Below are 22019 nucleotides of genomic sequence, written 5' to 3'. Positions count from 1 at the left end.
TTTTCCTTTTAAGAACGTTTGTGAAATTTATTTCTTATGAAAACAGCGATTGAATTCATAATAAGCAAGATGACCATCAAGATGATAATGCCACTTGCAGCAAGCATATGGAATTCTTCTTGCGGTCTGCTCGTCCAGTTATAAAGCTGAATCGGCAGCACGGTAAACTGCGAAAATAAATTTTCGGGCACAAACGCTACATAAGCCAATGCCCCCAGTACCAATAATGGAGCTGTCTCCCCAACAGCTCGTGATAATGCCAAGATGGTACCTGTAAGGATTCCAGGGAGTGCAGCGGGAAATACAATTCTTCTAATGGTTTGCCATTTAGTTGCTCCCATTCCGAATGAAGCTTCCCTGATTTCTCTTGGTACCGTTCGGATTGCCTCTTGTGATGCAACCACGATGACTGGAAGGATTAATAAACTCATGGTCAATCCACCTGCAAGTACACTTGAACCCAAACCTGCTAACCTGACGAAAATGGTTAGTCCCAACAGTCCAAAAACAATGGATGGCACGCCTGCTAAGTTTGCTATATTAATCTGGATAAATTTTGTAAACGCATTTTTTTTGGCATATTCTTCGAGATATATAGCCGTACCGACTCCGAGAATAAAAGAAACAGGTGCCGTAACAGCCATGATCCATAACGTACCTAATAGAGCCGCCCATATACCAGCCCTTTCAGGTATTCTTGAAGCAAAATTAGTAATGAATTCGAAACTTAAATAGTGTAAACCTTCTACTAATATCCTATAGATCAATACACCTAAAACCATTAAAGAAAAACTTGTTGCTAGTATAAAACCGAACTTGGCAAACCTGTTAGCAGTCATTCTCTTAATCAATCTTTTATGAACAATCTCTTTATTTATTAAACTCATTAATATTCCTCCCTAAACTTTCGGGAAATAAACTGAGCAAGTAAATTCATCATTAAAGTGAACAAAAACAATGTCATCCCTACCGCATAAATACTGTAATAAATCGTCGTACCATACCCTGTATCACCTTGACTAACTTGGACAATATATGCGGTCATGGTTTGAATAGATTCCGTAACATTAATATCTGTTGTAGGTCTAGATCCTCCGGCAATCGTAACAATCATTGTTTCACCAATGGCGCGGGAAATCCCTAATACGAATGATGCGATTACACCAGAAAGTGCAGCTGGCAGTACGACTGTCACAGCAACTTCGAAACGTGTTGCCCCTAGTGCTAGAGCAGCTTCTCGCATTGAATTCGGAACAGCATTCATTGCATCTTCTGATAAAGAAGCAATCATAGGGATAATCATGATCCCTACAACGATTCCAGGACTTAAGGCATTAAAAGTAGATATACCACCTGGAATGATTTTGTCTAACAATGGTGTGACAAACGTGAGAGCAAAGAATCCGTAAACGATGGTAGGAACCCCAGCTAAGACTTCTAAAATAGGTTTAATAAACTTTCTTGTCTTCGCTGATGCATATTCACTTAAATATATGGCTGCAGCAAGACCAACAGGAATCGCAACTACCATAGCGATGGCAGTTATCGTCAGGGTACCCATCACCAATGCAAGGATTCCGTAGTCTGCATTTTTATCAGATGTAAACGGAAACCATCGCGTATTAGTAAGAAATTCAACGATAGAAACTCTATTAAAAAAAGTGAATGTTTCTGTTAATAAAGTAAAAATAATACCTAATGTAGTAAAAATAGAAATTACTGCACAGATTAAAAATATCTTTGGAGCTAATTTTTCCATAACCGCCGATTGACTTCTTGCATATTTCTTCTCTTGAATCATAGAGCGGATCGATTTATCGTTGATAGGATCTTTTGACACCAACAGCCCTCCTATAATTCGACTTTCACTAAACAGGTAAAGGTGAGGAGCAGTATTTCTCCTCACCTTTTATCATTTTGTTAAGTTATTCCATATTCAATTCTTATTTACCTGCAAGCTCATCGAGCTTTTTCATCTGCTCTTCATATTTTTCTTTTGGAAGAGAGACATATCCGATCATATCAGATGACGCAAGTTCACCTGCGTTTTCTAAAGTAAATTTCATGTATTCATAAACCGCTTCGTTCTCTTTTAACGATTTATTATTTACATATGTGAATAAGGGGCGAGAGAGTGGAGCGTATTCCCCTGATTCAATGGTTTTAGGATTCGGCTCAACCGGCCCATTGCCTCCATCAATCGGAACAGCTTTTAATTTATCTTTGTTGGCTTGATAATAAGCATACCCGAAGAATCCAATGGCATGTTTCGAACCAGATACACCTTGTACCAGAACGTTATCATCTTCAGAAAGCTGAGCATCACGACGCATGGGCTTTTTCTCTAGGATGACCTCATCAAAATAATCAAACGTTCCAGAATCTGTTCCTGGAGAGAACACATCAATTTTTTTCTTAGGCCATCCTTCACGAACATCATCCCACCTTTTTGCTGTATCTTTTTCTAAGTAAATCTTTTTGAGTTCTTCAACTGTTAAGTGATCGATAAAATCGTTTTCTTTACTTACTACGATAGATATTCCGTCTTTTGCAAGTTCAAATTCTGTATAATCAATTCCTTTTGCTTTTGCGGCTGTTTTCTCTTCTTCCTTAATGGGTCGTGATGCATTTGCAAGATCTAATTCACCGCGTGTAAATTTTTCAAACCCACCGCCAGAACCCGATACTCCAACGGGAGCTTGTACATTTGGATTAGAAGCTTGGAACTCTTCAGAGACAGCTTCCATGATCGGAAATACGGTGGAAGATCCATCAATTTTAATCTTTCCACTCAGATGGCCACCGCCAGGTACTCCTTCTCCACTCTTTCCACAGGCTGCTGCGAAAATTAAAATCAGTGATAACATAAGGAATAGGTACACAGACTTCATTTTTTTCACTTCGTTTGCCCCCTAAATGTCATTTTAAAGACGTTTCATGTTTGAGCATCACTCCGGTCATGAACCCGTAATCCCTTACTTACACGTCTAACAATAAACTTGGATTATTAATGACGTATTAACGAATCGTAAAAGGATTGTAAAAGCTTACTACTTTTCTTATTGTCTTACTCATTCATTAAAAACATACAAAAAAAGAACCGCACTCCTTAGCGCGATTCTTTCTTCTCATTCTTTTGTTGCGACTCAGCTTCAGTTGGAATTCCTTCTTTTTTCATTGAAAAATATGCGTCGAGCACACCTTCAGCAATTTCATTGTTCGTAGACCCTTCTCGAATATCCGGCACTACTACTGCAAACGCAACTTCCGGATTTTCATAAGGAGCATAGCCGATCAGTGTTTTATTCACTAAACCTGTTTCTTTATCGACTTCTGCCGTTCCGGTCTTTCCTGCAGGATTATAATCTTTGTTCTTAAAGATCCAAGCAGCTGTCCCTTGGGATCCATGCATAACTTCATAAAATCCTTTTTGAACAACTTCAATATCACGTGGACTCATTTCAATCTTATTCATAACGTTCGGTTCAAAGCGATAAAGAAGTTTGCCAAGTTTATTTGGATCTGCGGATGGTTCTCTGATCTCTTTTAGTAAATGAGGTTGCATTCTTAAACCACCATTGGCGATTGTTGAAACATATTGTGCCAGCTGCATTGGTGTATAGGTGTCAAATTGCCCAATCGCAAAAAACATAGCTTGGAACAATTCATTACTCATTCCTGTATTATAGCCTGTAGCCTCAGAAGGCAAGTCGATACCAGTAGGCACGCCAAGACCAAATTCACTGTATGAATTCCTTAGAATTTCAAATGCTTCTTTCACCTTATGATCATTAAATCGTTTGTTAGCATAATCATAGCCAGCAAGACGCATCGCAATGTGCCACATATAAACATTCGAAGAACCTTCAAGTGCATCTACTGCATCAACAGGTCCCATATTGGAATGTGACTTCAATTTTCTGCCGTCACCAAATGTTAGAGGAGCATCAAGAATGAGTGTATTTCGGTCGATTACCCCTTCATGTAATCCAGTTAAAACCGTTGCTCCTTTTACCGTTGATCCCATCGCATACGAATGATAAATGTTACCAAATGGCATATCCTTAAATTTGCCTGTTTGGCGATTGTATTCTTTTCCAGCCATGGATATGACCTCACCTGTATTCGGATCCATCATGACCACATAAGCCTTGCTTAATTCTTTATTATCATAGGCATTTTTACCTCTGATGGCGTCTGTTAATTTTTCTTCAATAACCTTTTCTACTTTTTGCTGCAATTCCATGTCTACAGTTAGTACAAGGTCACTACCTCTAGAACCATCTTCTTCAACAGGATCACCCACCGGATTTCCTACTTTATCAGTAACATATTTAATTTTTGTTTTCTTTCCACGAAGAACCGCTTCGTATTGTTCTTCTAAGAAGCTTGTTCCGACCAAATCATTTCGATCATTACCTCTCGATGTGTAATAATCCATTCTTGATTTCGGTATTTGTTTTACTTGACCGAATATGTCTCTAAAAGATTCTTTAAAAGGATATGATCGCTCAGCATCAGGCTTTATATCGATTCCCTCTAGCTCAGGAAGGTGCTCACTGATTAAAGCCATTTCTTCCTTGGTTGCCCCAATCTTAATTCTCTGCGGGGAAAGTGTATACCCTCGATCCATCTCACTCTTAATCGCCAGCACTTCAAGCTGCTGTTCCGTTAATGATTCAATGTCTTTTTGAGTCACTTTTTCGAGCATTACATCATAGAGCTCTTCTGGAGGAGTGTTTTTCTTTTCAGCTGCGGATAATCTGCTTTTCACTTCTTTTTCATTTAGAAATATAAAATAATCCTTTTTATCCCGTTCTGCCAGTTCTTCTGTGTCCTTATCGATTAGTTCAGCCAACTTAATAGCGATGTTGTGTCTTTTTTCAGCATCCGCTTCCCGTGTTCTTGTGTAAGTAATTGAAAACACTGGCTCATTATCTACCACTACTCGATAATTTGAATCAAACATCTTCCCTCTTGGTGCATCTAGTTTAGTCGTAACATTTTCCGTCAGATAAGCAGTCCGTTTGTACTCTTCACCCTTAACAATTTGTATGTAACCTAATCTTAAGACAAGCACTGAAAAGAGAAAAAATACCGATAAAAACAAAGCATTCATTCGAATCGGTACATGGTTTCTCTTTTTATTTGATTTTGTTTTCATAATATTGTAAATCTCCCTTAAAAAACAGCAGAGACACCTTTGTTAAGGTGTCTTTAGCGCCAACCGGTATTATCTTCACATAACAATAGTATCCTTACTCTAGGAGTATGTCAAAAGTTTATTATTGTTTATTTGGATTATTGCCATCATGCTGAGTTTCAACAAGTTCGATCGTTGGATCAATCGTATTAGATGGTACTACTACATTTCTTAAGCAAAAATAGATAATGAAATGTCCCGCACCCAATATTGGCAATAAAAGCGGTATCCCCTTATCTTCTGGAAGAACATGGATCACCAGCAGAAAGATAAGGATTGAAACGATTCTTCCTATATTAAGGAAAAATTCGCGAACAATGATATATTCAATTCTTTTTTCGTAAATTCCTCGACACTTACCAATAATGTCATACGTTAATGACACGAAAGGAACAAGAAGAAGCGGATACGCTATAGATACAGATATTCCATATATAATCAACAATGTGAATGTCACAGGTATAAGAAGAATAAATGGAGAGATAAACAATAATAAACCTCCAGCAAAGATTCCTTTTTTCCTATGCCACGGCTTTAGATAATGAGAAACAACGTAGTAACCAATAAAAGATACAAGGGATTGAACAAATCCGAACGTACCAAGAGCAAATTCACTTTGTGAAGTTGTATAAACCCAGATAACAATTAAGAAAACAAAGGTCCCTTCCCTCAAACCTTGAAAGAAATGCGCGTTTAATAATTGAAACCAAGCTTTGTTTTCCCTTCTTTCTTGAAAAACTTCTTTTAAACCAAAATACCCGTCTGCTTTTCTTCTTTTTAAAAAGAAGCTGATCACGACAGCAACCACGAATAAAACCATCGAAATCGTAAAAATGGTTTCATATCCTAAATGTTTGTCCATCCTTGTAATAATAAATCCGGCACTTAAAGGACCGATCATACCAGATAACGAATTCAATACACCTAGGTAGCCATTAAAAAAATCTCTCGTCTCAGGTTCCGTTACTTCCAACGTCAGAACATTAAAGGCTAGCCAATAAAATCCCAGACCGAGTCCTAACATTGCCCCTAACGCAAACAAAAAATGACTCGCAAGGGAACCCATTAATAAAACACCTATATAAAACAACGCTAAGATGACAACACCAATCCTTAACACAATAACCCGGTCTACTTTTTTAGCCAACCAGCCTGCTAAATAAAAGGCAACTGGCTGCATGACGACAATCGAAAGATTATAATAAGCGATATCTGTCAGTTCACCTGATTGCTTCCACAAAAAAATGTTAACAAATGTGTTTGATAATGCTGTGCTTAAGGTAAATAAACCGCCTACAAAAAGAAGTAAAAAAAGATCTCTAGGGTATTGGTCGTCCTCCATGAATTTTTTCCATATCATGTTATTCGCCCCTTTACATATCGTGGTTAGTGTCTTTCAGAAGTAAAAGGGCTATTCATCATTTACTTAATTGGATTTTATTGTATAAGGAGACAGAAATATGTTTGAATATTGGATTTTCCATGATCAAAACTTAGAAATACATGAGGATCATGATTTGAGGGAAATGGCAGAATCTACAAAGGAAAATGGAGATCGAATATGGCTTTTCCATGCAAAAAACCTATTGGTGATTCAATCAAATGCTCCTTTTGGGGATGGAAACTTAATCCTTGATGATTTGCTAATAAAATTAGCAAAGAGGTTTGAAATACATGATAAAGGCATAATAAAAAGCTGCTGGTAACCAGCAGCTTTCATCACTTATTTTGCTTCGTTATAACGCTTTTCAACTTCATCCCAGTTTACTACGTTCCAGAACGCAGCAATGTAATCAGGACGTTTGTTTTGATACTTCAAATAATAAGCATGCTCCCAAACATCTAGACCAAGGATAGGTGTCTTACCTTCCATAACCGGGTTATCTTGGTTTGGAGTGCTTGTTACTTCAAGCTCGCCATTGTTTACAACTAACCAAGCCCAGCCAGAACCAAATCTTGTTTTACCAGCGTTTGCAAACTCTTCTTTAAACGCTTCGAAGCTTCCGAACTTACTGTTGATTTTGTCAGCAAGCTCTCCAGATGGTGCGTTCGCTCCGCCTGGAGCGATAACTTCCCAGAAAAGGCTGTGGTTTGCATGTCCACCACCATTGTTTCTTACGGCAGTTTGAATGTTTTGTGGAAGAGCATCAAGATTTGAAAGAAGATCATTAAGAGACTTACTTTCAAATTCAGTTTGACCTTCAAGAGCAGCGTTTAAGTTATCAACATATGTTTTGTGGTGGCGACCGTGGTGGATCTCCATTGTTTCTTTGTCAATATGTGGTTCAAGTGCGCTTGTTTCATAAGGTAATGCAGGCAGTTCAAATTTAGCCATGTTCATTTCCTCCTTATAATATGTAGTGTTTTTTATTTTCATTTTCAAGGATAATCTTGAAAAGTGAAACCATTTACTCAACTTACTTGTTTAAAAAGTGATTTAACAATTTTACCTTAACAAATTTAATCTAAACTTTCAATTCTTAAACACTGTACCTTTTATAAAATAAAAAAACCTCACGATATCGTAAGGTTTTAGTATGTATGTATATGGTGGCTCGAGACGGAATCGAACCGCCGACACGAGGATTTTCAGTCCTCTGCTCTACCGACTGAGCTATCGAGCCACAATTTTATGGAGGAGGTAGAGGGATTCGAACCCCCGCGGGCTGTTACACCCCTGTCGGTTTTCAAGACCGATCCCTTCAGCCGGACTTGGGTATACCTCCTCGACTTTTGGTGGACCCTGTAGGACTCGAACCTACGACCAATCGGTTATGAGCCGACCGCTCTGACCAACTGAGCTAAGGGTCCATGTGATAAATATAGGTTATGTAAATGAGAAATGGGGCGGACGAGGGGAATCGAACCCCCGAATGTCGGAACCACAATCCGATGCGTTAACCACTTCGCCACGACCGCCATCGTGAATAAAGAAAACATTTTGGTAGCGGCGGAGGGAGTCGAACCCACGACCTCACGGGTATGAACCGTACGCTCTAGCCAGCTGAGCTACACCGCCAAAATGGCTCCACAGGTAGGACTCGAACCTACGACCGATCGGTTAACAGCCGATAGCTCTACCACTGAGCTACTGTGGAATAATGAATTAACATTAATTAAGGACAAGAACTACTATAGCATGCCGCAGTTACTAATGTCAATAACATTTTAAAAGTATTTGAAACGAACAAATGTACTTTTTAGAACAAAAATAATATAGCATGCGATTGAGGATTAAGCAAGGAAGATTTATAGCACTTGGTAATAAAAATAACCAATCATCAACGCTTGAGTGACTATTTTAATGATCGTTGTTCCTACGAAAGCAAGAACTGTCCCTATGCCAACGGAAACAGCAGATTTAAAATTTGTTTTACGGAAAAGCAGCTCAGCTAGAACAGCACCTAAAAATGGTCCTATAAGTATTCCAGCTACAGGTATAACGAATGGACCAACTAAAAGCCCTATTGTACTTCCCCATAATGCTGCTTTAGATCCGCCCTTCTTTTTTACTGCATATGCATTACCTACATAATCAACTACAAATAAGCTGATAAACAGTAAGACTTGGATCGTGATAAAAACAAGTGAAAAAGGCTCAAATGAAAAAGCAAATCCATAAATCAGAAATCCTGCAGCTAAAAATAATACCCCCGGCAGGATAGGATAGATCAATGAAAAAAAAACTGATAGCAAATACAACAGCAATTAATACCCAATAAATAGTTTCCATATCGTACTCCTTTCTGGTGTTTTTGTTTTTCTTCTAATGAATGTTGATTGGAGCGTAAGTGCGAGACTCCTCGAAAATAAACGAATACATACAATACATACAAAAAAACCAGGAAAAAACTTTCCTGGTTTATATTTTACTTCTCTAATACAGCTTCCGCAATATTCACTGCATGATCACCTATCCGCTCTAGATTACTGATAATATCAACGAATACGATACCAGCATCTCCATCGCAGGTTCTTTCATTCATTCGGATTATATGCTGTTTTCGTAGCGTACGCTCCATTTTATCTATCTTATCTTCTTGATTTAACACTTCTTTTGCAAGTTCTATATCACTTTTTTCCAAAGCTTTTACCGCTTTATCAACGGTAGATACCGTTAGTGTAAACATTTCATTTAAATCTTCTTTAGCCGTATCTGTAAGGCGCACATTATTACGAAGCTGATAATCCACCAGCTCGATAATGTTTTCCATATGATCTCCAATACGTTCAATATCACGTGACGTGTCAAGAAGCATGGAATGTTCATTTGATTCTTGTGGTGTTAAAGGATGCGCTGAGAGTTTTACTAGATACGAAGTGATCTGACGGTCTAAGTTGTTTATAGCCTCTTCATATTGAAGAGCTAAATCAGAATTCTTTTTATCTTTATCATTTAGATAAGTAATCGCTTCTTTTAAACCAGCTTGAGAATAGTTAGCCATTCTGATGATTTCTTGTTTCGCCTGGCTGATCGCCATACCTGGTGAGGTTTCTAGAACGATCTCATCAAGATGTTTGGCCTTATACTCTATAAGAGTGTCTTCGCCTTTAATGAGTTTGGTAACAATCAATGCAAGTAATCCGATAAACCAGAACTGTATCAACACGTTTGCTACGTTAAAAGTTCCATGTGCAAAAGCGATCTGCATGGCTGGTTCTAAATCTAGTTTTCCTGATAGGAACTCAACATAATTACCGAACGGAACAAGAAGGATTAAGAATACGACCGTTCCCAACAAGTTAAAGATAACATGCATTAATGCAGCACGTCTTGCAGCAACAGTTGTTCCGATAGCGGCAAGAATAGCTGTGATCGTCGTACCTATATTATCACCGAACAAAACAGGTAAAGCTGCTTTTAAGTCAATCATATTTTGAGCATAAAGTTCTTGCAAGATACCAATCGTTGCACTTGAAGATTGAACAATAACTGTAAATAAAGTACCAATCACTACTCCGAGAATCGGATTATCACTCATTGAAACAGTTAAATCATGAAATGCTTGAAGACCTCGAAGTGGCTTCATTCCGTCTCCCATGAGTTCAAGACCTAGGAATAGTGCTCCAAAACCAAATGTGATCTGTCCGAAATAATTAAACTTAGGATTTTTAAAGAAGAAAATTAATATTGATCCAATTGCGATAATCGGCAACGCGTAAGCACCAACATCAAAACCAATTATGAATGAAGTCACCGTTGTACCGATATTCGCCCCCATAATGATCCCAATGGCTTGACGCAATGTTAAAAACCCAGCATTTACTAGTCCAACAGTTAGCACTGTTGTACCAGAACTGCTCTGAATCAATACGGTTACAAATATTCCCGCTAAAACTCCCATAAAAGGATTTGTCGTTAGTTTATCAAGTATATCCCTTAAACGGTCCCCAGCAGAGTTTTGAAGGCCTTCTCCCATATACTTAATCCCGAATAAGAAAATCCCCAGTCCTCCGATAAATTGAAACAGCATGTCCTGATAATTCAATGTTTACAGCTCCTTATATTCAATCTTTATCGACCTTCGTCATTATCTCGATTCGAGTACTTTATGTAAACCAAAACTCGCATTTTGTAACATTTACTTTACAATTAATTAGTTATTGTCGGAATTTCATACATCATGTACACTAAAAATGCGAAACTGCAAAGGAGCTTTTTTAATGAAACTACATATCAGATTCTACCGAAGTTTATTTTCAGCAAAAGCGATTTCAAACTTCCGATTATTTGGTGTTGGCAGCACCATTATATATGTTTTGTCCCTAACATTCTTATGTATACTTCCTGTCCTTTTGGTTTTTTTGTTTAATCCATCTTCACCGGAAGATAAACCACTTCAAAATTCCCAAAAATACGGCTTAGAACCGAGTCAGATGCAGGAGTTTGCTTCTTCTGTAGATGCTGTTTTACCTTTTATCATTATTGTCATTTATATAGCGATGTATATTCTATTTTCTGGAATCTTGTTTTCTGGCACATCCATATTGTCAGGTTTAGGTCTTTTTCTTTCAAAGGCTTTAAACAAAAAATTGTCTTACCGGCATTTATGGGTGATGTCTTGCTATTCCATTACACTCCCTGTCGTTTTATTAACCATCGTCTTTGTTTTGAACGTTCATGTCTCTCATTCTTTTTTCTTATTCTGGATTCTCACCTTTATCATCTTTGCTACGGCGATCTATAAGTCTCCACCAAAAAATAAAAAGCGGCTCTAGGGCCGCTTTTTTGATGTCATTATTTAAATAGAGATTTAATCGCTTCGATTATAGCACTTAAGAATTCAAGAATCTTTTGAATAAAAGATTGAGTCTCTTCCTTATTTAAAAAATCTCCTAAGTTTTCACTAATGTTCTTTAAGTCGCTTTGAAGTTGATCCCAATCAATATTCAGGTCTTTCATTTTGTTAAATAGAGCGATCAGTCCGTTTAACTCTTCTTGGGTAAGTTTAATTCCCATATCCTTCGCAACTTTTTCAATTAGAGCTCTGAGATCTTCCTCAGATTGTACCGGGTTTTTTGCAATTTCTTCTTTAACTCGTGTCATAAGTTCAGTTGCTTCTTTTGTCCCAATTCTTTCCCCAAGCTCTGCCGTTTTAACCATTTCTTCATTGGCTACCTGTTTTTGAGCTTCAGGAATTTCAATCTGGGCAGTTGTTTCGTAGGCTTTAAGGATTCCCGTTAATGCCGCTGTCCCTGAAACCTCAAAAGGAGCTGTTACATAGATTTCAGCATCTGTAACTCCTGCTGTAGTCAATGCATTCATATACATTTCTTCAGTTACCCAGTTGATATTGTTTGTTTCAACTGAAAGTCCCTGATCTTTTTCACCTATTGTAATTTTAGAAGACGATATCGCTTTCGAGCCAATTTGAGCTTTCGATATATAATCACCTAAATACTTATGCTCTTCTTCATTTGTTACCGTTACCGTTTGGACATCAGCAGGTACGTCCATCTCTTTTAAGACAGTATTCTTCTGTTCTTCTGTAAGGTTTTGCCCTAGTGTAACAATGATATCTCCTGGCGCTGCATCTGCAAACATCTTCAATGGTGCAATAAATAGTGCTGCAGCCATGATTGACAGCAATGCAAATATCTTTGCCTTTTTCATACAATTTCACCTCTCCCCTCGGTACAACTACATTGATACGTTACAATTTTTATTTTCTGTCCATGGGACCTTTCCATTTTACACCAATACATGTGCGGAAGTCACTTTTATCTTGTCATAAAAAGATGGGACAAGCATATAGTTCAATATGAGAAAGGAGAGGGAACCATGAAGCGTTTTTTAACAGGCTGTACAATTCTTTTAATTCTATATGTGGTTGCTTACGATCTAAAAATTGGAACACTCCCTCAGGCACAACCTGTGAATGCTGAAATACAAAAAAGTAAAAAGAATAATACTTATAAAAGATATGAAGCTGGTCCTGGAGATACTTTAATTTCCGTTGTTGAAAAAATCAATCCTGAAGGTGGTTATACGATTTCATCGATGATTAAAGACTTTACAGAACTGAACCCAGGTGTCAATCCTGAAAACATTCAATCCGGAAAAACATATAAATTTCCTTTATACAAAAAAGCAGAAAGGTAACAATACTTGTCAAAACAAAATAATCCCTGCTAAAATGAACTGATGATAGGACAGAATAATAATACTGTCAATTTGATAAAAGGAGCGATTCACCAAATGAGTGAAATCACCCACCGTTCTAAAACAAGACCTGTAAAAGTCGGGCCATTGACGATTGGAGGCACTGATCAGGTCATCGTCCAAAGTATGACGACTACAAAAACACATGATGTTGAAGCTACAGTGGCTGAGATAAAACGTTTAGAAGAAGCTGGATGTCAGATCGTCCGCGTTGCCTGTCCAGATATGCGTGCGGCTGAGGCGATCGCAGATATTAAAAAACAAATCAGCATACCTTTGGTAGTTGATATACATTTTGATTACAAGCTTGCCTTAAAAGCAATCGAAGGCGGAGCAGATAAAATCAGAATCAATCCAGGGAATATCGGAAGACGCGAGAAAGTTGAAGCCGTTGTTAAAGCTGCAAAAGAAAAAGGCATTCCAATTCGTATTGGTGTAAATGCGGGTTCATTAGAAAAGAAATATCTCGAAAAATACAGCTATCCAACCGCAGATGGTATGGTGGAAAGTGCTCTTGAACACATTCGTATCTTAGAGGAACTAGACTTTCACGATATAATCGTTTCCATGAAGGCATCTGATGTTAATTTAGCGATAGAAGCATATGAAAAGGCTTCTAAAGCTTTCAATTACCCATTGCATCTTGGCATTACTGAATCAGGGACTCTTTTCGCAGGAACTGTAAAAAGTGCAGCCGGTCTTGGTGTAATCCTTCATAAAGGCATCGGAAACACACTTCGTATTTCACTGAGTGCTGATCCTGTGGAAGAGGTAAAAGTAGCCCGGGAATTATTAAAATCCTTTGGTTTACTTTCAGATGCTGCCACTTTAATTTCGTGTCCCACATGCGGACGTATTGAAATCGATCTTATTTCAATCGCTAATGAGGTTGAAGAATATATTTCAAAAGTCCGTGCACCTATAAAAGTAGCTGTTTTAGGTTGCGCTGTTAACGGACCAGGAGAAGCAAGAGAAGCGGATATCGGTATTGCCGGTGCTCGCGGAGAAGGTTTGCTTTTCAGACATGGGGAGATCGTTCGGAAGATACCTGAAGATCAGCTTTTGGATGAATTAAAGAAAGAAGTCGATCTTTTGGCCAAAGCTCATGAAGAAAAATTAAAAGCACAGCAAGTGTAAATAAAAGCTCCCATTCATGGGGGCTTTTTTTTAGATGCTTTTGAATGTTTTTTATTTGGTGCGTGGTCACCACATGTAATTCCACTTAAAAAGAAGAAGCCTCAGCTTCTTCTTTGCTCCTCGTTGCGTTAAAAGAATGGTGCGAAAAACAAGGAAATAATTATGGAAACGATACCGAGTCCAATTGCCCAGTTCCCAAGCGTTTCTGATCCTTGTCTTCTGGCCACAAATCCAACGATAATACCTGCTGCCCCGAATAAAACTGGAGCAATAAACAAAGAAAGAACAGAGAGAATTAAAGCGATGACCCCTGCTGCTTTTCCACCTTCTCTTTCTCTTCCTTCTTTATGCTCGTGTCTATGGTCCCTGTCCACTGAACGCGGCCGTTCGCTTTCAGGATAAACCATGCCGTTCTTTACTGGTACAGCTTCAGCTGCCATCTCTTCAAAATAGTCAGCCTCATTGTTATTACGTTTGATGTCATCTGCCATCATGTTTCCCCCTCTTTTAGTCTTAAGGAGCGTTCTTATTATGGCATTAATTGAGACATTTCATAGATGTTAAGTTATGGGGATTGTTTTTATAAGAAAAAGGCCTATTACAGGCCTCTTCCTTAATGCTTTGATTTAAAAGTATGACAGCACGTTTCTGCTGGATCATGTGCATGATCTTTATGGGCAGCATCACCTATAAGGTTGCCATCAGCACTCATCCCATACGAATTATTTGCGTGCTTGTCAATCTCAACAAGGATGGCATCCGCTACGCAGTTGTTCCCTTCACCCCAATAGGTGCAATTTGATACATTACATTTAACATCAGGCATAATAAAATCCTCCTTTATTTATAGCTTGGCTCATATAAAGGAGGAGCATACTTAAATAAATTAATTTAATTTTTTGCAGTCCGTGCAGTATCCATAAACTTCAAACTTATGCCCAGTGACATTAAAGCCATTTAATTCACTGTTCAACACTTCCATTGGACAGGTATGAATGGATTTCGTGCTTCCGCATGATAAACAAATCAAATGATGATGGTGCTCATTGCGGGAACATGTGAACCGGAATTTTCGTTCACCCTCCCATTCTGTCTCCTCTAACAGTCCAATTTCCGCGAAAGTGGTTAAGTTTCTGTATATGGTATCGAAACTTAGACCAGGGTATTTATGCTTTAAGGATTCTTGTACATCTTTTGCAGAAAGATACCTTTTTTCATGTGCAAAGAGGGAAAGAAGGTCTTTTCGTTTGTCTGTATATTTGTAGCCTTTTTCTTTTAACAAATCCATTGCCTCTTCAATCGTTATAGAAAATTTCACAGTTATCCCGCCTTCCGTGAACTCATAAGCTTCTTATACAGTATAGAAAAGCTCAAAATAATAATCAGGCAAACAACAATTGTACCTCCAGAAGCAAGGTCCAAATAATAGGATAGAAACATACCCGCAATGACTGCTGTTTCCCCAAAAAGCACGGAAAGCCATATGGTCTGTTTAAATCCTGTAGCTATTCTAATACTTGCTGCTACGGGCAGAGTCATAAGCGAAGAAACTAAAAGGATTCCAACAATTTTCATTGAAGCAGCAATGACTAAAGCTGTAATCGCCATAAATGCAATCAATATCCAATTGCTTCTGATTCCTGAAAGCTTTCCTTGTTCTTCATCGAAAGAAAGAACAAACAATTCTTTATACATAAAGAAAACAAATAACAATACAACCACTAATATAGCCAGTACAGTCCAAACATCGGATTGTTTTACAGCTATAATACTGCCGAATAAATAATTAAATAGATCCGTATTAAATCCATCTGCCATTGAAATAAAGATCACACTTAACCCGATTCCAGCTGACATAATAATCGGAATGGCTAATTCTTCATAATGCTTATAGACTTTACGAAGCTGTTCGATAAAGACGGCTCCACCGACTGAGAAAGCCATACCCATATAGATCGGATTCGCTCCAGCAAATAACGCAAACCATTTTGCAAGCAACAGATTCGCCGCAATACCTGCAAGGGTTATATGAGAAAGCGCATCTGCAATAAGTGCTTGACGTCTAACAACAATAAATACGCCTAATATAGGTGCTAACAGGCCGACCATAATTCCTGTTAAAAAAGCATTTTGCAAAAATTCATATTTTAAAAATGGCAACATCCGCTCATCCCCTTACTTGTGATCATGGTCATGATGAATGACATGAACATGATGCCCATAAAAAGCAGACATGTTTTCTGAAGAACTTTCTTCAAATTCTTTTGTATTCCCATGAAAATGTATTTGCTTATTTAAACACGCTACATCAGTAACATAGTTCGTCATTACCCCTACATCATGTGTAACCAATACGAGTGTCATCTTTTTCTCGCGATGCAGATCTTTCAGCATCTTGTAGAATGACTCCGAAGATTCAACGTCAACCCCTACCGTTGGCTCATCTAGGATCAAAAGCTCCGGTTCACTGACTAAAGCTCGTGCGATAAAGATCCGCTGCTGCTGCCCACCTGAGAGTTCCCCTATATTACGGGAAGCGAAATCTTTCATATTAACTGCTTTTAATGCAGACCATACTTTCTCCTTATCAGATGATTTTAAGAATCGGAACAATCCAACCTTCCCGAACAACCCCATCGAAACCACTTCGAATGCAGTTGCTGGAAAAGCAGTATTAAAGCTATTTGCCTTTTGAGAGACATAACCTACTTTATCCCACTGATGAAATTTTTGTACCTTTTCTCCAAAAAGAGACACACTTCCTTGCTGGGGTTTTAATAATCCTAAAATACACTTTATGAGGGTTGATTTTCCTGATCCGTTGGGACCTACTAGCCCTAAAAAAGAACCTTGTTTAACTTCCATTGTTACATGTTCAAGAACGTTTTTCTCACCATAATGGAAGGATAAATCATCCACAAAAATAGCTGGATTATTTAACTTTTTCTCCACAATAATCCTCCCCAATAAAAAATATAAGTAGTAATGAGTACGATTTAAAACTGTATCATAGTATACACGAAAAAAATAGAAAGTAAAACAACATGCCTATGCTGTATCACTTTCTTTTAGGTAACGCTTATTTCACTTAAAATAACTTTTTACTGTCTGTTCTAATTGTGACGGTGGCACTATCTCATCTGCACTTGCTAAATATTCTTTTTCAAGTGTAGTTTCAACAGCCAGACAAAACGCGCCGGCTTGTTTAGCTGACTCTATGCCAAGCGGAGCATTTTCAATGACAAGCCATTCTGAAGGGCTATACGAATGATTACTTATGGCTTTCAAATAGGGTTCTGGTAAAGGCTTCCCTTCTTTTACATCATCACCTGTTATCACTGAATCAAATGAAACAGGTAGCTTTTCAAGTACTTCATCAACAAATTCTTTCCTGCTTCCTGTTACTAACGAAAGCGGTATTCCTTCGGTGTAAAGGTATTTTAAAACACATAAGGTCTCTTTAATAAATGTATAATTAGCATTTTCCTTAAAATACTTTCTTTTTTGTATATATATATCTTCAATGTCTTCCTCAGATACAGTCAGTTGAGATGAATTGAAAACATCCATGATCGTCTTCCGGCCAGGCATCCCTTCTCTTAAGTAAAACTCCAGATCGTTACGATCATATCCTTTTTGATTAAACGCATAACGCCATGCTTCTACGTGATGATGCATCGTATCAACGACAACCCCATCCATATCAAAACAAACTGCTTTAAATTTCATGATTGTAAACCTGCCTTTTATGTAAAAAATCCTTCATTTTATAACACATGTTTCATTATTATAGAACAAATTGAATGGATAATAAAAAAACAGAAGCAGATACCTATATTCAGCTTCTGTTTTTTTATTATTTATTTTAATCCTTCAATAACCGTTTTCGTGTTCCATTCCATCATTTTTTTGTATGAATCTCCGTCTTCACCTGGTTTGCCTATTGAATCTGTAAAGACTTTTCCTTTTATCGGTACACCAGTTTCTTTTGATACGGTTTCCATACTTCTTGGATCCACACTTGTTTCAACAAATAAAGCAGGAATATCTCTTTGCTTAATAAAATCAACTAGCGTCTTGATTTGTTGCGGAGTACCTTGGTTTTCAGAGTTTATCTCCCAAACATAGGCTGTATCCATGTTATAGGCTTCTCCAAAATACTTAAAAGCACCCTCGCTTGTAATGAGTACTCGCTTTTCTTCTGGAATGTTAGCAATTTCTTTAACCGTATCATCGTGTAGTTTCTTTAATTCTGATATATACTTTTCTGCATTTTGTTCATAATACGTCTTGTTATCTGGATCTTCTTTAATAAGTGCATCTCTTATATTTTCAACATAGATGATCCCATTATTGATATCCATCCATGCATGAGGATCAGGCTCTTTCTCTAATCCTTTTGATTCAAGGTGTATTGCTTTTACACCCTCACTCACTCGATAGACAGGTGCATCTTTACCGTCTTTGTCTGCAGTCTTTAAAAGCTTCTTAAACCACGAGTTACCTTCTTCAAGGTTCAGCCCGTTATAGAACACAACATCTGCATCAGTGGTTTTTAAAACATCTTCAGGCAGCGGATCATATTCATGCGGATTGGAACCAACTGGTACCATACTGTGTACATCAACTTTATCTCCGCCAATGGTTTTGACTAAATCATAAATAATAGAATAGGTCGTAACTACCTCTACCTTTTCAGAGTCACTTTTTCCTGAACTGCATCCTGCCAATGCCAACATTAAAGCACCAGCTAACATAATACTTGTCATTTTTTTTAACATTTAAATGTATCCCTCCCTTTTACTGCATTAACTCGGCTCTGTTCTTTCTCGCTTTCAATGCTTTCCATAGCAATCCTTGAGAAGGAGAGAAAAAGAATGCCATTGCAAACAAAAAGGCCGAAACCAATACAATCGTAGCACCTGATGCAAGATTATAAATAAAACTAAAGTACAACCCAAACAAAGATGCGATTATCCCGAAAAGAGCAGCTAAATAGATCATGACTGATAATCTATTTGTAAGCAGGTAAGCGGTTGCTGCCGGAGTAATCAACATGGCTACAACCAAAACAATCCCAACTGTTTGAAGTGATGCTACGGTAACCATCGTAAGAACAACCATAAGTGCATAATGAATCCATTTATTCGGAAGTCCGTAGCTTTGAGCCATCGTCGGATCAAATGTAGAAACAAGAAGTTCCTTATAAAATAGCGTAACGAGCCCTATGACCAGAACACCGATTCCAACAGTGATCCACATATCACTCATCCGCACTGCTAGAACGTTCCCAAACAAGATATGATACAAGTCCGCACTACTCTTCATTAAGGTAATGATTACAATTCCTACTGCGAACATACTTGTGAACATGATACCGATTGCCATATCATGCTTTATTCGGCTGTTCTGACTGACATAACCAATTCCAATGGCGGTTAATACGCCTGTAATTACTGCCCCTAGGAAAAAGCTGATACCTAGCATATAACTGATCGCAACTCCTGGTAAAACAGCATGAGAGATAGCGTCTCCCATTAATGACATTCCTCTTAAAATGATAAAACATCCTACGATTCCGCAAATGATACCCACCATTACGGAAGTAAACAACGCTTTTTGAAGGAATTCATATTGAAACAAAGCCTCAAAAAAATCGATCATATTCATTTTCATGATGTAACTTCCACTCCTTTTGGCTGTAGAAATGAAAACTGATTGGCGTAAGCTTTCGTAATCACTTCCGGCTGAAGCACTTCTTCAGATGCACCATAGCGAATCATGTGCTGATTTAATAAAAGAAGATGATCAAAATAAGATTCAGCTTTGCTTAAATCATGGTGAACGACAAGAATCGTTTTCCCTTCCTTTTTTAATTCTCTAAGAATTTGAATAATGGTTTCCTCACTAGCTACATCAATACCAACAAAAGGTTCATCGAGGAAGAACAATTCCGCTTTTTGAGCAAGAGCTCTCGCTAGGAAAACCCTTTGCTGCTGTCCGCCTGAAAGTTCTCCGATCTGCCGGCTGCTGAAATTCTCCATTCCGACCTTCTTTAAACACTCTTCGGCCCACTCTTTATCACTTTTAGAAGGCCGTTTGAAAAGGCCTAGTTTTGGATAAGTACCAAGCAGTACCACATCAATTACAGTAATAGGAAAATCCCAGTCAATATTTGAACGCTGAGGAACATAAGCAATATTCTTTTTCCAATTCTTTAGCGGTTCACCAAATATTTTCACAACGCCTTTATCTTTGGAAATTAAGTTTAAAGCTGCCTTCATTAATGTGGATTTACCTGCCCCGTTTGGCCCGATAATTCCAACAAGACTTCCTTTTTCCACTGAAAACGTAATGTCTTTTACAACTTGATTTCCTAAATATGAGACGAACAATCGCTCGATCTCCAATGCATGTTTCATCGAAAAAAACCTCCTTTTTCGCTTGGCAACTTCTTTTGCCTCCGTGCAACTTTTAATTAAAAAAATAATCCCTTCACAATGTATGTGCTGAAATGAATGAAAGTGACTAGTCTATATAAAGTAAATGTTTCCTTTAGGCAACTTTTTTACTTATGACAAATTATATAGTGTGGACACAAGATTGTAAATGATTTTTTCTAGCCATATTTCTACATTTGCTATATAATCATTTCTGGCAGGCAACTGCTGGGTGGGAGAGGGTTTGTTTTTTAGCTTTAAGAGAGGAATACATGAAACAAGAACAAGTTTCTATTAAAAAAGAGATACTCGCGGGTATAACTTCCTTTTTCACGATCGCCTATATTATCATTGTAAATCCATTAATATTAGCCGATGCAGGAATGCCTTATGAGGGTGTTGTATTAGCGACAATTCTTACTTCTGTAGTTGGGTGTTTAATTATGGGGCTCTATGCAAATGCTCCTATTATTCTGACACCTGGGATGGGTGTAAATGCTTTTTTCACCTATACGATTGTTCAAGCGATGAACTTAAGCTGGCAAGAAGCACTCGCTGCTGTCGTCCTATCTGGAGTTTTCTTTTTAATTGTTGCTTCGACTCCTTTAAAGGACATACTTTCTAAAAGTATTCCTGATTCTTTGAAGCATAGCATCACCGTGGGTATTGGTTTATTCTTGACTTTTATCGGACTTCAAAAAGGCGGAATCATTGAAGCTAGCTCTGATACCTTTGTTAAATTAGGTCATTTAGATCATCCAGATGCCATCCTAACGATGATTGGTCTGGCATTAACACTTGCTTTATTTCTGAAGAACGTTAAAGGCAGCTTCCTGATCGGTATTGCGATCACGACCTTCATTGGTTTTATGATGGGACATACCCAAGAAGTGAAAAGAATGTCTGAAGGATTTTCATTCAAGCCATTTGGAGAAATGCTGTTCGCGTTTGATTTCTCGGGTATCACTGAATTATCTTTCTGGATTGCAACCTTTTCACTGACCATGATCATTACATTTGAAAACATGGGCTTGTTATATGGTTTGCTTCCTGATCAGAAAAAGTTCCCTAAAGCGTTCCAAGCCAATGCTGCTTCTTCTATCGTATCTGGATTATTCGGAACAAGTCCGACTATTTCAACCGTAGAAAGTGCCTCGGGTATCACGGAAGGCGGAAGAACTGGAATAACAAGCATTACTGTTGCAGGCCTATTTATTGGATCTATTTTTGCCGCTCCATACATTGCTTATATTCCTAATGGTGCCATTGCCCCTGTGTTAATCATTATTGGCGGCTTGATGGTTCAGCAGATTCAGCATATTCCTTTATCGGACTTCACTGAGATGTTTCCATCATTCTTAATCATTGCTTTGATTCCTTTAACATACAGTATTGTTGATGGTCTTGCTTTTGGCTTTATTGCTTATCCATTGATTAAATGGATGTCTGGCCAGAAGAAGCAAGTTCCAGCTACAATGTATGTAATTGCGTTCTTATTTTTTATGAATTTTGTGCTTCACACGATTATATAATGATTCATTTTTAAGACTCTGGATTTTCCTAGAGTCTTTTTTAG

22 protein-coding genes, 6 tRNA genes and 1 pseudogene are annotated in these 22019 nt (G+C 37.9%); 5 read left to right on the top strand and 24 right to left on the bottom strand.

Annotated features, from left to right (window positions below; genetic code table 11):
- Positions 1-8: 8 nt before the first annotated feature.
- From pstA to M3206_RS01115, 5 genes are all read right to left on the bottom strand, one after another.
- Positions 9-887 (bottom strand): phosphate ABC transporter permease PstA, encoded by an 879-nt coding sequence (pstA, locus tag M3206_RS01135; protein ID WP_251310658.1) that lies wholly within the window; start codon positions 885-887, stop codon positions 9-11.
- The gene (gene pstC, locus M3206_RS01130; RefSeq protein ID WP_251310760.1) at positions 887-1801 is read right to left on the bottom strand and encodes a phosphate ABC transporter permease subunit PstC; all 915 of its coding nucleotides are present in this window, start codon (positions 1799-1801) and stop codon (positions 887-889) included. The genes pstA and pstC overlap by 1 nt, the downstream gene beginning before the upstream one ends.
- 142 nt (positions 1802-1943) lie before the next feature.
- Entirely contained in the window at positions 1944-2900 is a 957-nt protein-coding gene (locus M3206_RS01125) for a PstS family phosphate ABC transporter substrate-binding protein (RefSeq protein ID WP_425590690.1), read from the bottom strand.
- Between the two features lie 209 nt (positions 2901-3109).
- Positions 3110-5164: a penicillin-binding transpeptidase domain-containing protein gene (locus M3206_RS01120; RefSeq protein ID WP_251310657.1), complete on the bottom strand. Its 2055-nt coding sequence runs from the start codon at positions 5162-5164 to the stop codon at positions 3110-3112.
- 121 nt (positions 5165-5285) lie between these two features.
- Positions 5286-6563, bottom strand: a complete 1278-nt coding sequence (locus tag M3206_RS01115) for an MFS transporter (protein WP_251310656.1) — start codon at positions 6561-6563, stop codon at positions 5286-5288.
- Positions 6564-6663: 100 nt separating this feature from the next.
- Between M3206_RS01115 and M3206_RS01110 the strand changes: the two genes are divergently transcribed.
- Positions 6664-6909, top strand: coding sequence for a hypothetical protein (locus tag M3206_RS01110; protein WP_251310655.1), 246 nt, complete (start codon positions 6664-6666; stop codon positions 6907-6909).
- Positions 6910-6926: 17 nt separating this feature from the next.
- Here the strand turns inward: M3206_RS01110 and M3206_RS01105 are convergent, their stop codons facing one another.
- The 9 genes and pseudogenes from M3206_RS01105 to M3206_RS01065 all read right to left on the bottom strand — a co-directional run bounded on the left by M3206_RS01105 (position 6927) and on the right by M3206_RS01065 (position 10677).
- On the bottom strand, positions 6927-7538 hold the full coding sequence (locus tag M3206_RS01105; RefSeq protein ID WP_251310654.1) for a superoxide dismutase: 612 nt from the start codon (positions 7536-7538) through the stop codon (positions 6927-6929).
- Positions 7539-7751: 213 nt separating this feature from the next.
- Positions 7752-7827 (bottom strand) — tRNA-Phe (locus M3206_RS01100).
- A gap of 9 nt (positions 7828-7836) precedes the next feature.
- Positions 7837-7929, bottom strand: a tRNA-Ser gene (locus M3206_RS01095).
- Positions 7930-7937: 8 nt separating this feature from the next.
- Positions 7938-8014 (bottom strand) — tRNA-Ile (locus tag M3206_RS01090).
- A gap of 32 nt (positions 8015-8046) precedes the next feature.
- A tRNA-His gene (locus tag M3206_RS01085) sits at positions 8047-8122 on the bottom strand.
- Positions 8123-8145: 23 nt separating this feature from the next.
- Positions 8146-8222: transfer RNA gene (locus M3206_RS01080), tRNA-Met, on the bottom strand.
- 4 nt (positions 8223-8226) lie between these two features.
- Positions 8227-8301: transfer RNA gene (locus M3206_RS01075), tRNA-Asn, on the bottom strand.
- 151 nt (positions 8302-8452) lie between these two features.
- Positions 8453-8936, bottom strand: a pseudogene (locus tag M3206_RS01070) (DUF456 domain-containing protein).
- Between the two features lie 136 nt (positions 8937-9072).
- Positions 9073-10677 carry a Na/Pi cotransporter family protein gene (locus M3206_RS01065; RefSeq protein WP_251310758.1) on the bottom strand — a complete coding sequence of 535 codons (1605 nt, stop codon included), beginning with the start codon at positions 10675-10677 and terminating at the stop codon, positions 9073-9075.
- A gap of 190 nt (positions 10678-10867) precedes the next feature.
- Here M3206_RS01065 and M3206_RS01060 point away from each other — a divergent pair, with 190 nt between their 5' ends.
- The gene (locus M3206_RS01060) at positions 10868-11422 is read left to right on the top strand and encodes a DUF1189 family protein (protein WP_251310653.1); all 555 of its coding nucleotides are present in this window, start codon (positions 10868-10870) and stop codon (positions 11420-11422) included.
- Positions 11423-11441: 19 nt separating this feature from the next.
- On the opposite strand, the gene M3206_RS01055 is transcribed toward M3206_RS01060, so the two are convergent.
- The gene (locus M3206_RS01055) at positions 11442-12317 is read right to left on the bottom strand and encodes a DUF1002 domain-containing protein (protein ID WP_251310652.1); all 876 of its coding nucleotides are present in this window, start codon (positions 12315-12317) and stop codon (positions 11442-11444) included.
- A gap of 168 nt (positions 12318-12485) precedes the next feature.
- On the opposite strand from M3206_RS01055, the gene M3206_RS01050 reads away from it, so the two are divergent.
- Complete coding sequence (locus tag M3206_RS01050; RefSeq protein WP_251310651.1) at positions 12486-12806, top strand: hypothetical protein; 321 nt, start codon at positions 12486-12488, stop codon at positions 12804-12806.
- 96 nt (positions 12807-12902) lie between these two features.
- Positions 12903-14003, top strand: a complete 1101-nt coding sequence (gene ispG, locus M3206_RS01045) for a flavodoxin-dependent (E)-4-hydroxy-3-methylbut-2-enyl-diphosphate synthase (protein WP_251310650.1) — start codon at positions 12903-12905, stop codon at positions 14001-14003.
- Positions 14004-14131: 128 nt separating this feature from the next.
- Here the strand turns inward: ispG and M3206_RS01040 are convergent, their stop codons facing one another.
- The 9 genes from M3206_RS01040 to M3206_RS01000 all read right to left on the bottom strand — a co-directional run bounded on the left by M3206_RS01040 (position 14132) and on the right by M3206_RS01000 (position 20425).
- Positions 14132-14494 (bottom strand): DUF308 domain-containing protein, encoded by a 363-nt coding sequence (locus tag M3206_RS01040; RefSeq protein ID WP_251310649.1) that lies wholly within the window; start codon positions 14492-14494, stop codon positions 14132-14134.
- Between the two features lie 122 nt (positions 14495-14616).
- Complete coding sequence (locus tag M3206_RS01035) at positions 14617-14829, bottom strand: DUF1540 domain-containing protein (protein ID WP_251310648.1); 213 nt, start codon at positions 14827-14829, stop codon at positions 14617-14619.
- A 60-nt stretch (positions 14830-14889) separates the two neighbouring features.
- The gene (locus tag M3206_RS01030) at positions 14890-15291 is read right to left on the bottom strand and encodes a Fur family transcriptional regulator (protein WP_285876648.1); all 402 of its coding nucleotides are present in this window, start codon (positions 15289-15291) and stop codon (positions 14890-14892) included.
- A 32-nt stretch (positions 15292-15323) separates the two neighbouring features.
- Complete coding sequence (locus tag M3206_RS01025; RefSeq protein WP_251310647.1) at positions 15324-16166, bottom strand: metal ABC transporter permease; 843 nt, start codon at positions 16164-16166, stop codon at positions 15324-15326.
- A 12-nt stretch (positions 16167-16178) separates the two neighbouring features.
- Positions 16179-16955, bottom strand: a complete 777-nt coding sequence (locus M3206_RS01020) for a metal ABC transporter ATP-binding protein (RefSeq protein WP_251310646.1) — start codon at positions 16953-16955, stop codon at positions 16179-16181.
- Positions 16956-17087: 132 nt separating this feature from the next.
- Positions 17088-17732 (bottom strand): HAD family hydrolase, encoded by a 645-nt coding sequence (locus M3206_RS01015; protein WP_251310645.1) that lies wholly within the window; start codon positions 17730-17732, stop codon positions 17088-17090.
- A gap of 131 nt (positions 17733-17863) precedes the next feature.
- Positions 17864-18784, bottom strand: a complete 921-nt coding sequence (locus tag M3206_RS01010) for a metal ABC transporter substrate-binding protein (RefSeq protein WP_251310644.1) — start codon at positions 18782-18784, stop codon at positions 17864-17866.
- Between the two features lie 19 nt (positions 18785-18803).
- Positions 18804-19673: a metal ABC transporter permease gene (locus M3206_RS01005; protein WP_251310756.1), complete on the bottom strand. Its 870-nt coding sequence runs from the start codon at positions 19671-19673 to the stop codon at positions 18804-18806.
- A 2-nt stretch (positions 19674-19675) separates the two neighbouring features.
- A complete protein-coding gene (locus M3206_RS01000; RefSeq protein ID WP_251310643.1) occupies positions 19676-20425 on the bottom strand; it encodes a metal ABC transporter ATP-binding protein in 750 nt (249 codons plus the stop codon).
- A 290-nt stretch (positions 20426-20715) separates the two neighbouring features.
- On the opposite strand from M3206_RS01000, the gene M3206_RS00995 reads away from it, so the two are divergent.
- Positions 20716-21975: an NCS2 family permease gene (locus M3206_RS00995; RefSeq protein ID WP_251310642.1), complete on the top strand. Its 1260-nt coding sequence runs from the start codon at positions 20716-20718 to the stop codon at positions 21973-21975.
- The last annotated feature ends 44 nt before the right edge of the window (positions 21976-22019 follow it).

It is taken from the genome of Fictibacillus phosphorivorans (assembly GCF_023715845.1).
Lineage (GTDB): Bacteria > Bacillota > Bacilli > Bacillales > Fictibacillaceae > Fictibacillus > Fictibacillus phosphorivorans_D.
Note: the sequence above shows the minus strand (reverse complement) of the source record. Positions and strands in the feature narration are given on the sequence as shown.

Bases quoted from the DNA above. Each gene is read 5' to 3' on its own strand.
- M3206_RS01035 (WP_251310648.1), bottom strand. From the start codon at position 14,829: ATGCCTGATGTTAAATGTAATGTATCAAATTGCACCTATTGGGGTGAA.
- M3206_RS01005 (WP_251310756.1), bottom strand. From the start codon at position 19,673: ATGAATATGATCGATTTTTTTGAGGCTTTGTTTCAATATGAATTCCTT.
- M3206_RS01060 (WP_251310653.1), top strand. From the start codon at position 10,868: ATGAAACTACATATCAGATTCTACCGAAGTTTATTTTCAGCAAAAGCG.
- M3206_RS01025 (WP_251310647.1), bottom strand. From the start codon at position 16,166: ATGTTGCCATTTTTAAAATATGAATTTTTGCAAAATGCTTTTTTAACA.
- M3206_RS01065 (WP_251310758.1), bottom strand. From the start codon at position 10,677: ATGCTGTTTCAATTTATCGGAGGACTGGGGATTTTCTTATTCGGGATT.
- M3206_RS01000 (WP_251310643.1), bottom strand. From the start codon at position 20,425: ATGAAACATGCATTGGAGATCGAGCGATTGTTCGTCTCATATTTAGGA.
- pstA (WP_251310658.1), bottom strand. From the start codon at position 887: ATGAGTTTAATAAATAAAGAGATTGTTCATAAAAGATTGATTAAGAGA.
- M3206_RS01015 (WP_251310645.1), bottom strand. From the start codon at position 17,732: ATGAAATTTAAAGCAGTTTGTTTTGATATGGATGGGGTTGTCGTTGAT.
- M3206_RS01105 (WP_251310654.1), bottom strand. From the start codon at position 7,538: ATGGCTAAATTTGAACTGCCTGCATTACCTTATGAAACAAGCGCACTT.
- M3206_RS01050 (WP_251310651.1), top strand. From the start codon at position 12,486: ATGAAGCGTTTTTTAACAGGCTGTACAATTCTTTTAATTCTATATGTG.
- M3206_RS01110 (WP_251310655.1), top strand. From the start codon at position 6,664: ATGTTTGAATATTGGATTTTCCATGATCAAAACTTAGAAATACATGAG.
- M3206_RS01120 (WP_251310657.1), bottom strand. From the start codon at position 5,164: ATGAAAACAAAATCAAATAAAAAGAGAAACCATGTACCGATTCGAATG.
- M3206_RS01030 (WP_285876648.1), bottom strand. From the start codon at position 15,291: ATGGATTTGTTAAAAGAAAAAGGCTACAAATATACAGACAAACGAAAA.
- M3206_RS01115 (WP_251310656.1), bottom strand. From the start codon at position 6,563: ATGATATGGAAAAAATTCATGGAGGACGACCAATACCCTAGAGATCTT.
- pstC (WP_251310760.1), bottom strand. From the start codon at position 1,801: ATGATTCAAGAGAAGAAATATGCAAGAAGTCAATCGGCGGTTATGGAA.
- M3206_RS01055 (WP_251310652.1), bottom strand. From the start codon at position 12,317: ATGAAAAAGGCAAAGATATTTGCATTGCTGTCAATCATGGCTGCAGCA.
- M3206_RS01040 (WP_251310649.1), bottom strand. From the start codon at position 14,494: ATGGCAGATGACATCAAACGTAATAACAATGAGGCTGACTATTTTGAA.
- M3206_RS00995 (WP_251310642.1), top strand. From the start codon at position 20,716: ATGAAACAAGAACAAGTTTCTATTAAAAAAGAGATACTCGCGGGTATA.
- ispG (WP_251310650.1), top strand. From the start codon at position 12,903: ATGAGTGAAATCACCCACCGTTCTAAAACAAGACCTGTAAAAGTCGGG.
- M3206_RS01010 (WP_251310644.1), bottom strand. From the start codon at position 18,784: ATGTTAAAAAAAATGACAAGTATTATGTTAGCTGGTGCTTTAATGTTG.